At 24.8% G+C, this 12,743-nt stretch carries 12 protein-coding genes; 4 read left to right on the top strand and 8 right to left on the bottom strand.

What is annotated here, in order from left to right:
* Positions 1–55 precede the first annotated feature (55 nt).
* From H0H73_RS01140 to H0H73_RS01105, 8 genes are read right to left on the bottom strand one after another with little or no spacing between them, the layout of a single operon-like run.
* Complete coding sequence (locus H0H73_RS01140; RefSeq protein WP_185852353.1) at positions 56–943, bottom strand: cbb3-type cytochrome c oxidase N-terminal domain-containing protein; 888 nt, start codon at positions 941–943, stop codon at positions 56–58.
* On the bottom strand, positions 933–1,133 hold the full coding sequence (locus H0H73_RS01135; RefSeq protein WP_185852351.1) for a cytochrome oxidase: 201 nt from the start codon (positions 1,131–1,133) through the stop codon (positions 933–935). Before H0H73_RS01135 ends, H0H73_RS01140 begins: the two co-directional genes overlap by 11 nt.
* 15 nt (positions 1,134–1,148) lie before the next feature.
* The gene (gene ccoN, locus H0H73_RS01130) at positions 1,149–3,344 is read right to left on the bottom strand and encodes a cytochrome-c oxidase, cbb3-type subunit I (protein ID WP_185852349.1); all 2,196 of its coding nucleotides are present in this window, start codon (positions 3,342–3,344) and stop codon (positions 1,149–1,151) included.
* Between the two features lie 8 nt (positions 3,345–3,352).
* On the bottom strand, positions 3,353–3,511 hold the full coding sequence (gene ccoS, locus H0H73_RS01125) for a cbb3-type cytochrome oxidase assembly protein CcoS (protein ID WP_238784366.1): 159 nt from the start codon (positions 3,509–3,511) through the stop codon (positions 3,353–3,355).
* Positions 3,512–3,517: 6 nt separating this feature from the next.
* Complete coding sequence (locus H0H73_RS01120; RefSeq protein ID WP_185852348.1) at positions 3,518–5,764, bottom strand: heavy metal translocating P-type ATPase; 2,247 nt, start codon at positions 5,762–5,764, stop codon at positions 3,518–3,520.
* Between the two features lie 9 nt (positions 5,765–5,773).
* Positions 5,774–6,169 carry a glycine cleavage system protein GcvH gene (gcvH, locus tag H0H73_RS01115; protein WP_185852490.1) on the bottom strand — a complete coding sequence of 132 codons (396 nt, stop codon included), beginning with the start codon at positions 6,167–6,169 and terminating at the stop codon, positions 5,774–5,776.
* A gap of 45 nt (positions 6,170–6,214) precedes the next feature.
* Positions 6,215–6,880, bottom strand: coding sequence for a glycoside hydrolase family 73 protein (locus tag H0H73_RS01110; protein ID WP_185852346.1), 666 nt, complete (start codon positions 6,878–6,880; stop codon positions 6,215–6,217).
* 60 nt (positions 6,881–6,940) lie between these two features.
* The gene (locus tag H0H73_RS01105; RefSeq protein WP_238784365.1) at positions 6,941–8,719 is read right to left on the bottom strand and encodes a putative porin; all 1,779 of its coding nucleotides are present in this window, start codon (positions 8,717–8,719) and stop codon (positions 6,941–6,943) included.
* A 225-nt stretch (positions 8,720–8,944) separates the two neighbouring features.
* On the opposite strand from H0H73_RS01105, the gene H0H73_RS01100 reads away from it, so the two are divergent.
* Genes H0H73_RS01100 through trpC form a run of 4 tightly spaced genes read left to right on the top strand, consistent with a single transcriptional unit; the run spans position 8,945 to position 12,734 of the window.
* A complete protein-coding gene (locus H0H73_RS01100; RefSeq protein WP_185852342.1) occupies positions 8,945–10,354 on the top strand; it encodes an anthranilate synthase component I family protein in 1,410 nt (469 codons plus the stop codon).
* Positions 10,355–10,360: 6 nt separating this feature from the next.
* A complete protein-coding gene (locus H0H73_RS01095; RefSeq protein WP_185852341.1) occupies positions 10,361–10,939 on the top strand; it encodes an anthranilate synthase component II in 579 nt (192 codons plus the stop codon).
* Between the two features lie 2 nt (positions 10,940–10,941).
* Positions 10,942–11,943 (top strand): anthranilate phosphoribosyltransferase, encoded by a 1,002-nt coding sequence (gene trpD / locus H0H73_RS01090; protein WP_185852340.1) that lies wholly within the window; start codon positions 10,942–10,944, stop codon positions 11,941–11,943.
* Entirely contained in the window at positions 11,940–12,734 is a 795-nt protein-coding gene (trpC, locus tag H0H73_RS01085; RefSeq protein ID WP_185852338.1) for an indole-3-glycerol phosphate synthase TrpC, read from the top strand. The genes trpD and trpC overlap by 4 nt, the downstream gene beginning before the upstream one ends.
* Positions 12,735–12,743: the final 9 nt, after the last annotated feature.

Below are 12,743 nucleotides of genomic sequence, written 5' to 3'. Positions count from 1 at the left end.
AAAACTTTAAATTTTATTTTTGCTAATAAAATAGAAAAATTAATGGAAGACTTATTTATATCTTACTCCATTCTGGCATTTTCATACCTTGAGGAACTTTACTTTTTAAAGGTTTTTTATATTTTTGATTGATAAAATAAACATAACTAGATATTTTTTCAATATCATTTCCTTTAATTTCTCCTGATTTACCAAAAGCACGCATAGTTGGATTATTATCGCTTCCATTCCATATTACATAAAATATGTTTTTAAACAAATCTTTTTCTTTTGTATTGATCCAATAATCATCTGTTAAATTAGGTCCTATATTTCCACTTCCATCCGATTGATGGCAAGTAGCACAATTTTCCTCGAAAATAACTTTTCCACTATTGATTAAACTCTCCTTAAAACGTGCATTCTCTATAGTTACTTGTGGAGTATTTTTCTCGAAAATTTCAATATTTTTTAATTGATTTTTATAAGCTATATCATATTCTTTATAAGGATTAGAATAATCTATTAATAAATAAGAAAAAAAATAAATCGCGGAAAAAACAATTGTAAGATAAAAAAGATGGACCCACCACATAGGTAATTGATTGTCTAGTTCTATAATTCCGTCAAATCCATGATCTATTTTTGTAACTTCATCATAACTGATTTTTTTATAATCGTAAAATATAAATCTGTAAAGCCTATAGAAATAATTCCCTTCATTTTCTTCAAAAATCTTTTTCCTTTCTTTTTCTGAAATAAATCGTAATTTTCTCCTAAAAATCAAATTATTAATAGATTCCAAAATATATAACAATATCGTAGTTATAATAAAAAAAAATATAGTAATAGGATGTACTAAATAAGATATGTGATTATAACTTATAAAAAATACATAAAACATAAATATTATAATAGATAAAAAAGAAGGTATCATAATAAAAGAAGGAATTTTAGATCTCATAACCTTTCCTTTTTTTTTCTTTTTCTAGTTCTAAGGGTATTAAACTTATTTTATGATAATATTTTTTAGATTTTGAAAAAACAAAAAATATTACAAAAAAAAATGCCAATAAAAATAAAATTAACATAACAGATTGAAAAATACCTATATTTTTTTCTCCTGTAAAATACTGTTTAAAAAAACTTATCATTTTATTTTATATCTGTTAAGATTTAATGTCCGTACCTAATCGTTGTAAATAAGCAATAAGAGCTATAATTTCTCTTTCTTTCAATGGAATAAATTTTTCTTTTTCTATTTTTCTCTGTTGAGAGATTTCTTTTTTTAAACTTGGATATTCTTGATAAATATCATGTACAATCTGACTTGATTGATGATCCATATCTTGGTTTGCATTTTTTATATCTACTAAAGTATATGGTACCCCTAATTTTACCATAGCTTTCATTTTTTTTTCTGTATTTGATCTATCCAATTTATTATAAATTAACCAAGGGTATCTTGGCATAATAGATCCACGAGAAGTAGAACGAGGATTATACATATGATTAAAATGCCAGGAATTAGGGTTTTTTCCTCCTTCTCTAGCTAAATCCGGACCTGTCCGTTTAGATCCCCAAAGGAATGGATGGTCATATACAAATTCACCGGCTTTAGAATATTCTCCATAACGAACTACTTCATCTCTAAATGGACGAACTTGTGCACTATGACAAGCATTACACCCTTCTCTCACAAATAAATCTCTACCTTCCAATTCTAAGGCTTTGTAAGGTTTAACATTGTGAATAGTAGGAACGTTAGATTTAATTACTAAAGTAGGGATAATTTCTATTACCCCCCCAATAGCTACTGCTATAAAAGAAAGAATAGCCAATTGTATTGGTTTTTTTTCTAACCACCTATGGAACGTTTCTCCTTTATCTTTATTATTATAATTATCATAAAATGGATCACATTTAAATTCTTCATTATCTAATGAATAACCTTTTTTTATTGTTTTAAAAATGTTATACATCATTAAAATAAAACCAAAAAAATAAATAACTCCACCTACAAATCTTATTTTATAAAATGGAATGATAGCTAAAACAGAATCCAAAAAGTTTTTATAAGCTAAAGTTCCATCAGGATTAAATTTTTTCCACATAATAGATTGTAAAATGGATCCAAAATACATAGGAAAAATGTATAAAATAATCCCTAAAACACCTAACCAAAAATGAATATTAGCCAATGGGATAGAATACAATTTTGTATTCCATATTTTTTGAGTCAACCAATATATGATTCCAAAAGCCATAAAACCATTCCACCCCAAAGTACCTAAATGAACATGAGCTATTACCCAATCTGTAAAATGTCCTATAGAATTTAGAGTTTTAGTCGCTAACATAGGCCCTTCAAAAGTAGCCATTCCATAACAAGTAATCCCAACTACAAAAAATTTTAAAATAGGATTTTTTTTCATTTGATCCCAAGCCCCTCTTAAAGTCAGCAATCCATTTAACATTCCTCCCCAAGAAGGAGCTATTAGCATAATAGAGAAAATAGTCCCTAACGTTTGAGCCCAATTAGGAAGAGATGTATACATTAAATGATGAGGCCCTGCCCAAATATATATAAATATTAGTGACCAAAAATGTATAATAGAAAGTTTATAAGAAAAAATGGGTTGATTAGATGCTTTTGGAACAAAATAATACATTAATCCCAGTATAGGTGTGGTTAAAATAAATGCCACGGCATTATGTCCATACCACCATTGCATTAAAGCATCTTGTACTCCAGCATATATAGAGTAACTTTTAAAAGATACAAGAGATATAGGTAATTCAAGATTATTAAATACATGTAACATCCCCACAGCAACCCATGTTCCTAATAAAAACCAAATGCTAACATACAAATGTTTAATTTTTCTTTTTAAAATACTTCCAATCATATTTATTCCGTAAATAATCCAAATCAAAAGTACTCCTATGTCTATAGGCCATTCATGTTCAGCATATTCTTTACTTGTATTAATTCCTAATAAGAAAGTAATCCAAGTAGAAATAATAAATATTTGCCATCCCCAAAAATGAATCCAGCTGAGAATATCACTAAAAATTCTTGTTTTTAATAAACGTTGTAAAGCATAATAATAACCTGTAAAAATAATATTACCTACAAAAGCAAAAATAGCAGTGTTTGTATGTAACATTCTCCATCTACCAAATCCCATGACCCCTTGAGAATTCTTCAATTGATTACCAAAAATCAATTCAGGAATTTCAGGAAAAAATAATAACAAGGCTATAAATAAACCAGCTAAGAATCCAATCATAGCCCAGAATATTGTAGCAAATAAAAAAGCTTTTACAATACTGTTATTATAATAATATGTTTTTAATTTCATCAGAAAATTTAATTTTTTTCAATATCATCATCAATTAAAATTCTAATACTAGGTGATTCATAATCATCAAATTGTCCAGAATAAAGACCAATTAAAAAAAATATAAGGAAAAATGCTCCTAAAGAAATACTAGATAATATCATAATAATTAATATATCCATAAACATAATCAACTAAAATTTACGAGAGACAATCCAAGTAGATAGAATAGAAAAAAAAATAACAGAAAAAGAACTTAGAGGCATTAAAATAGCCGCTATAAAAGGTTTTAAATTACCGGTGATTGCAAAAAAAATTCCTACACTATTATAAAATAAACTAATCATAAAATTACAAAATACTAATTTTGCAGAAACTTTGGATATCTTCAAAAATAAAAAAATTTTATTCAAACAATTGGATTGCATAAAAGCGTCACAACTTGGGAAAAAACTAGTCGGATTTTCGGATACAGAAATTCCTACTTCACTTTGATTTAACGCGGCACAATCATTAATTCCATCTCCAAACATCATAATCTCTTCTCCATTTTTTTGTAATTTTTTAACATAATTAAGTTTATCTTCCGGACTTTGACTAAAAAAAACCTGACTTGATTTTGGCAAAATAGATTTTAGATATCTTTTTTCTAAATCATTATGATCTCCAGAAAGGATAATAATTTTATATTCTTTTAAATCTTGAAACATTTTTTCTATTCCCTCACGATAGCAATTTCTAAATAAAAAATAACCTACGAATTTATTATTTATAGAAATAAAAACTGTTGTTTGATTTACTTTATTTTCATCAATCATTTTTTTTGTAATACCTAGATATTTTGAAGAACCAATTTTAACCGGTGTATTTTTTATGATTCCTTCTAATCCTTTCCCTATGATTTCTCTAAAATTTTTTATAAAATAAAAATCTTTTATAGATAATTCTGATAATATTTTTTTGCTTAAAGGATGACTTGAATTTTTCAACAAAGAAGCTACAATTTTTTTTTCTTCATATTTCATGCTGCCTACAAAATATATTTTTTCTTTATTAGGATCAGTTATAGTTCCCGTTTTATCAAAAATTAAAGTTTTGGCTGAAGAAATTCTTTCCATTGTGAAAATATCTTTTACATAAAAACCATTTTTGGAAAAAAAACGTATAATATTTCCAAAAATTAATGGAGTTGAAAGAACTAAAGCACAAGGACAAGTAATAATCAAAACGGAAAAAACTGTTTGAAAAATTTTTGAAACATCATTACTAAAAGACCAGTATATTCCAGTTATGATCGAAATTATCAAAATAATAGGGGTAAAATACTGACTAAATCTAGTCGATATTGAATTTAAATCAAATAATTTTTTATGACGAGACCGGTTCAATTTATTCTTATTCCATAATAAACTTAAATAACTATGATCTACATTTTTAATCACTTTTATAATAATAGCTTCTCCTTTTTGTTTAGAACCAGCATAAATTCGTTCTCCTATTTTTTTAGGAATTAAATAGGATTCTCCTGTAATAAAACTATTATCTAATACAGCATTTCCTTTTATTAATACAGAATCAGCAGGAATAATTTCTTCATTTCTGATTAAAATACAATCTCCTTTTTTCAAAAAAGAAAGCAAAATTTTTTCTTCTTTTTCATCCTTATGTATTTTTGTTATTAAAACTGGATAAAAAGATTTGTAATTTTTATCAAAAGATAAAATTTTATTGTGAGTATGTATTTGAAATATTTTGCTTATAATTAGGAATAATGAAAAACTAGAAAGACTATCAAAATAACCGGAACCTAAATCAAAAATAACCTCATAACAGCTCCATAAGAAAAGTACCAGTATTCCAATCGAAATTGGAACATTTATATTCAAAACATTTTTTTTCAATCCTAATATAGCATATTTAATATGATCAGTAAAAGAAAATATAACTATAGGTAAAGATAAAATCCCCATTAAATAACGAAAAAAATTACGATTTTCCATAAACCATATGTCTTGTAATGCTCCAACATATTCTGGAATAGCTAAAAGCATAATATTCCCAAAACAAAAAAAAGAAATAGCTAATTTTCCTATTAATTTTCTACCCAATAAATTGGTGTTATTTTTTTTATTTCCTATAGATATAGATTCAAAATTTATAGATGGTCTATATCCAACATTATCAAGTAATTTAGCTATATCACTCAATTTAAATTCAATGTTATTGAATGTAATCCAAATTTGTTTACTGTAAAAATCAACAGTAGAATCAAAAATATTATGATGAAGTTTCGGTAAACTTTCTAAAACAAAAACACAAGAACTACAGTGAATTGAAGGAATTAAAAAACGAACTTTGGTAATATTTTTATGGTTAAAATCAATTATTTTATCCGAAATTTTTTGATCATCAAGAAAATCAAAAATATTCTGTTCTTTCATATTTCTTGATTAATTAGATTCCTGAATATATTTTTGGTATTCTGTAGAAGACATTAATTTATCATATTCTTTGATTTCTACAATTTCTATTCGAATAATCCATCCTTCATTATAAGAACTTTGATTAATTAGTTGTGGTTGGGATAATAATCTATTATTAATTTCAAGAATATACCCCGAAACTGGCATGAACAAATCTGAAACAGTTTTTACCGCTTCTATTGTTCCAAATGAATTCTCTGCTTTTACTTTTTTTCCTATTATTGAATCTTCTATATCTAAGTAAACAATATCTCCTAACTCATTTTGAGCAAAATGAGTAATTCCTACATAAGTTTGATTTTTTTCATTTGGCATTTCTATCCATTCATGATTTTTACTATATCTTAAATTATTAAGATTCATATTCAATAAATTTTCCATTCGAAGAATGATTAACTTTTACAATGTTCAATTTTCTTTCTTTTTTTTAAAAAAATTATAAAAAAAACGCAATTTTTTAAAAAAAATTCTTAAAAAAGAATCTTGATTTTTATTTTTTATATAACTCAAATATTGATCTATTCTTTTTTTTATACTAGAAGTAGTATTTTGATCAAACTTCCATAAATAAAATTTTTCAATTTGATCAATTAACAAATTTGCATAATTTAAGGAGGTTGCGTATCCTGCTTTTTTTAGTTCCGTAGCCCAAGCCTGATAATCATCTTTTTTAAGAAGAAATAATTTAGAATAACGTGGTTGCTGTAAAAATTTAGAGTGGTCATGAAAAGATTCTTGAACAGAATTATATTTTCGAAAACATTCTTTTGGAATATCATCATCATGATAATAAACTTCTCCTATCCAATTTCTTCCACATTTAATTCCAAAATGATTATTCGTAGCTTTGGATAAAGAACTCTTTCCACTAGAAGATTCTAAAATACCTTGCCCCAATTTAATACTAGCTGGAATTCCAAATTTTTCCATTTCTTCTATAGCAAAAACCGCATATTTCTTAATATATTCAATTACTACATTTACATTTTCTGTTTCTTTTTCTTTATTCTTTTCTTTTGGAAAAGAAAAGAATGACATCAAAAATAATAATACAAAATAAAAAAATTTTTTCATTTTTATTTTATTAAATTTTGACAAATAAAATTACGTTTTTTTTTATAGTTTGCCATTAAATTAAGTAAAAAGATTCCACGAAAAACCTGTTTTAATAAATAGTTTATTATTATTATAAATGTCATAATATCCTATATTTTGTATACTAAAGTAAAATATAGTTCTATAAATTTTAAGATTTAAAAAATAATCAACAAAAGGAATTCCGCCAATCATTTTATTAGGAAGATACTTTTCTTCGAAAGAAAAAGATTGGAAATGAAAAGGATAAGAAATGTTTGAATGATAGAATTTACTGAAATAGTGAAAAGAAAAACCTGTTTGGATCAATAAAGCTTCATCTAGGTAATTATTTTTATAAAATATTGTACTTCTCAATAAAAAATTTGGTATAGAAAAAATTAATGGATCAGCATTATATTGTTGATATAATAAAGTGTTATTTAATTGAAATTTCCATATATCATATGTCGTTTTAATTTTAAATCCATATAATTGAATATCTTTACAAGATAAAAATCTCTTCATTTCTTTTTCTTCTTGAAGTTGAAAAAAACGGCTTAACTTAGACATATAAAAAGAAATATAATATTTTTTTTTGTAAGAACTTAAAGAAAAATTCATTGTTTTTTCTTTATTTAAAGAATATATATTTTTATTATTAAAATCTTGATTATTTTGATTATTTTTTAAAACATAAATAGGAATAAAATTATTGTAAAATCCATTATCATTTTCATCAATATTCAATTGAGTTATAAACCAAAATTTTGAAAATAAAAACATATTTAACATAATATTAGCCTTAAAATAAGACTTTTTAATATTATGATTTTTTATAACCCATTTTCCATTTGAATAAAATTCAACAATATTACTAACAGGATAATGGATTTTGGTTTGTATGGACAAACTATTGACATCTTTATTTTTATAGTTTCTAATATTAGAAAATAATTGATAATATATTTTATCAAAAATAGACCCTATTTCTACATTTATTTTTTTTCGATTGAAAATCAAAAATAAACCATTTCTTAAGTAAGAATGATTGATTTTTTTTCTTTTTAAATCTTGAAATGAATAATCTTGGGAATATTTTTCGTATTCCATATAAGTTTTTAAGAATAATGATCTATTTTTTTCTTTTATATAAGAAATTTTTTGAATAAGATTTATATAAAATCTACTATGAATTAATTTTTTCTGATATAAAGAAACATTTTTATAATTTCTAATATCCCATTTTGGGATTTCCTCTTTTTCTTTTGTATAAAATTTTTGATAAATATAATGCCCCCACAATTTATAATTATAATCATTTTGATCCTGATAATTAAAGGTGGTTAATACTAAATCTTTACTTTTTTTTAAATCAGGTTCATTTTCTAAATGAAAATTTCTATATTCTATGGAATAATTAGTTTTTTCATTAAAATTTTGAGAAAAAAAACCACCTAATGTTTTTTCTTTTTTTAAAAAATCACTTATGTAAAAAATTTCTGAAATAGGAGTTTTAACATCAAAATATTGAATTTTTTCACGATAAAAAAAAGGATCTTTAAAAAAAAGCATTTTTTTAGGCATATTTTCGTTAAAATTTTCTTGCATGAATTTTTCATTTCTAGGAATAAATAAATCATTTCCATTAGTGAAAAAAAACCCGATATTATCATATTTAAAGAAATTATGAGAATAATATTTTTTTATAGAAAAAGGTTTTTCTATAAAAGTTTTTTTTAGATTTTTTTCTTCTGTCCAAAATTTGTAATCCTGATAAGTAGGATGATAAAATTCCACATTTTCTATTTTCTTTTCATCAATGTGTATTTTCATCATTTTTTCTTCCATATTATGATATACAAAAAGTAAGAAAATAAAAATAAATATTTTCATATAATCAAATGATAAATTGCACTATTTATAATTAATATCCATAAATAGAAAAAATATATTTATATTTGCATGATGTAAATGTCATTTCTAAAGTAAATGGTATTCTTCGAATAATATTGTATCAACAATATTCCTGGTGCTTTTTATCATGTAAAAATACCATAAACCATGTTTAAATTTAATTTTAGAACTATTCAGAAAAAAATTTTGGCTGATAGTACTACACCAATAGAATTATATTTAAAACTCAGAGATATTTTTTCTAATACATTATTATTAGAATATTCTGATTATCAAATTCCAAAAAATAATTCTTCTATTCTTTGTATTGATCCTATTTCTGAACTTATTTTAGATCAAAATGTATTACGAATATCATACCCAAATTGTGTTCATAAACATATTTTTATAAATAATAAATTAGATATACAAATTTTAATTGAGGATTTTTTTCAAAAATTTGAAAACGAAAATACAACTCATTTTTATTCAGGTTTATATGGGTATATATCTTATGATAGTATTCAATATTTTGAAAATATTCAATTTCATGCTCCAATTAAAGAAATATATAATATACCGAAAATACGACTTGGTTTTTATAGGAACTTAATTCTGTTTCATCATTTTCATCACGAAATATATGTAATTGAACATCAGTTTTATGATATTGAAAAAAAAACTTCCATTAATCAATTGATAGAATTGATCAAAAAGAAAAATTTTCCATCTTTTCCATTTAAATCTATTGGAAGTCGTTATTCAAATGTAACAGATCTAGAGTACAAGAAAATGGTATCTTCAGGAATAAAAGCTTGTTTACGTGGAGATGTTTTCCAAATAGTATTATCCCGTCAATTTCAACAAAAATTTAAAGGAGATGAGTTTAATGTATATCGTGCTTTACGATTTATAAATCCTTCCCCATACCTTTTTTATTTTGATTATGGAAGTTATAAATTATTCGGTTCTTCTCCAGAATCGCAACTCATCATTCATAAGCAAATCGCCTATATTAATCCTATAGCAGGAACAATAGGGAGATCAGGAGATGAAAATAAAGATAAAAAACTATCCGAAAATCTTGCAAATAATACAAAAGAAAATGCAGAACATGTCATGTTAGTAGATTTAGCAAGAAATGATCTTAGTAAAAATTCATCCAATGTTAAAGTAGAAGAATTCAAAGAAATACAAATTTTTTCTCATGTATTACATATGGTATCTAAAGTTTCTGGTAAGTTAGAGAATAATATATCAATCATAAAAGTATTTGGAGATACTTTCCCTGCAGGAACACTTTCTGGCGCCCCTAAATATAAAGCTATGGAATTAATTGATGAAATTGAAAATCAACATAGAGGAATATATGGAGGAGCAATTGGTTTTTTTGGATTAAATAATTCTTGCATTAATACGGCCATAGTTATTCGTTCTTTTGTGAGTAAAAATAATACTCTATTTTTTCAAGCTGGTGCAGGTATTGTTTCTGACTCTAAAGTAGAAAAAGAGTTGGAAGAAGTAAACAATAAGCTTATGGCCTTATTTAAAGCTATAGAATTAGCTAAAAATATATGAAGTATTATGAATAAAAAAATACTGATTTTGGATAATTATGACTCTTTTACTTACAATCTCGTACATGCTGTAAAAAAATTAACAAAAAATCCTATACAAGTATCTAGAAATAATGAAATTAAACTTTCGGATATAGAAAAGTATAGTAAAATTATTCTTTCTCCAGGACCTGGAATACCTGATGAAGCACACATTTTAAAACCTTTAGTGAAAAATTTTGCTTCTACCAAAAGTATTTTTGGAGTTTGTTTAGGTCAACAAGCAATAGGAGAAGTCTTTGGAGCTACTCTTCTGAATACAAAAGAGGTTTATCATGGAATATCTAGTTTAATTAAGATTGTAGACACACAAGAAATTTTATTTCAAAAATTGCCTAGAGAGATTAAAGTTGGACGTTATCATTCTTGGATTATATCTCCACATAATTTTCCTGAAGAACTTCAGATTACAGCTATTGGAGAGAAAGGAGAAATTATGGCTTTACGTCACAGATTTTATAATGTACGTGGAGTCCAATTTCATCCAGAATCTATTTTAACCCCATATGGGGTTAAAATAATAGATAATTGGTTGAATTTAAGTTAATTATGAACAATAAAATATTAAAAAATCTTTTTATAGAAAAGACATTGACAAAACAAGAAGCTAAGAATCTTTTTATAGAATTATCAAAAGGTAAAATCAATCAAACACAAATAGTCGCCATAGCTACTATATATAATATGAGAACCCCCACTTTAGAAGAAATAGTTGGCTTTAGACAAGCCATGATGGAACTATCTATAAAGATAAATCTTACAGAGTTTAATGCTGTAGATATTGTAGGAACAGGTGGAGACGAAAAAAATACTTTTAATATCTCTACTTTAGCATGTTTTATCGTAGCAGGAACAGGAGAAAAAGTGATCAAACATGGAAGTTTTAGTTTTTCTTCTATCACGGGGTCTTCAAATATATTAAAAGGATTAGGATATCATTTTACTAATAAAGAAGAAAATTTGAAAAATCAATTGGATAAAGTAGGAATTTGTTATTTACATGCTCCTATATTTCATCCTGTATTAAATAGAATATCTGGGGTAAGAAAGGAACTAGGAGTGAAAACGGTTTTTAATACACTTGGCCCATTATTAAATCCAGGAAAACCAAAAAATCAATTATTAGGAGTTAACAATTTAGAATTAGCAAGAATATATTATTATATGTATCAAAATACGAAAAATAATTATGCTATTATTCACAGTTTAGATGGGTATGATGAAATCACGCTTACTAGTGATGTAAAATGTTATACCCCAAAAGGGGAACGATTTTATTCTATTAAAGAATTAGGAATAGGAAAGAAACAAATTAAAGTAAATCCCAATGAATTGAAAGGAGGAAAAAATACAGAAGAAAATATTCGTATATTTATTAGTGTTTTATCTGGAGAAGGCACTTTAGCTCAAAATGAAGTTGTTTTAACAAATGCCACATTTGCATTAAGTTTGTTAAATCAAGATAGTCTTGAAAACAATTATGATAAAGCAAAATATTCATTAAAAAGTGGAAAAGCAAAGAATATTCTAAAAAAATTATTAAGCTTATGAATATTCTTGAGCAGATTATATCTGTTAAACAAAAAGAGATATACAAAAATAAAATTGTACATCCTATAAAAAAATTGGAAAATAGTCCTTTCTTTGAAAGAAAAACTTTTTCTCTTGTAAAGAATATAAGACAAAGTCATACTGGTATTATTGCAGAATTTAAATGTAAATCTCCATCTAAAGGGATTATTAATAATGCAATATCAATAGAAAAAGTAGTCAAAGATTATGAATATGCAGGAGTTAGTGGAATATCTATTCTGACAGATCAACATTTTTTTTCTGGTAAAAATGAAAATTTAAAGAAATCACGTTCTATAGTCTCTGTCCCTATATTAAGAAAAGATTTTATTATTGATGAATATCAGGTTATAGAATCTAAATCTATGGGAGCTGATGTAATTTTATTGATTGCTGGAATACTTTCTAAAAATCAAATATCCAATTTTTCTAAAATCGCAAAAAATATTGATTTAGAGGTTATTATTGAAATACATAATGAATTTGAAATAGAAAAAATAACAGACAATTTAGATATTGTAGGAATTAATAATCGAAATTTACAAACTTTTATTGTGGATTACAATAATTGTTTGAGATTATCTTCAAAAATACCTAATAATTATGTAAAAATTGCTGAAAGTGGAATTAATAATGTAAATCATATCTTAAAATTAAGAAAACAAGGATTTAAAGGTTTTCTAATTGGAGAATATTTTATGAAAAAAAAAGATCCTGGAAAAGTTTGTAAGTATTTTATAAAATCTTTATCGAAAAGACTAAATAATTGATAGAATCAA

It is taken from the genome of Blattabacterium cuenoti (assembly GCF_014251335.1).
In the GTDB taxonomy this organism is placed as follows: Bacteria; Bacteroidota; Bacteroidia; order Flavobacteriales; family Blattabacteriaceae; genus Blattabacterium; species Blattabacterium cuenoti_G.
The sequence above is the reverse complement of the archived record's forward strand: the minus strand, read 5'-3'. Positions and strand labels throughout refer to the sequence as shown.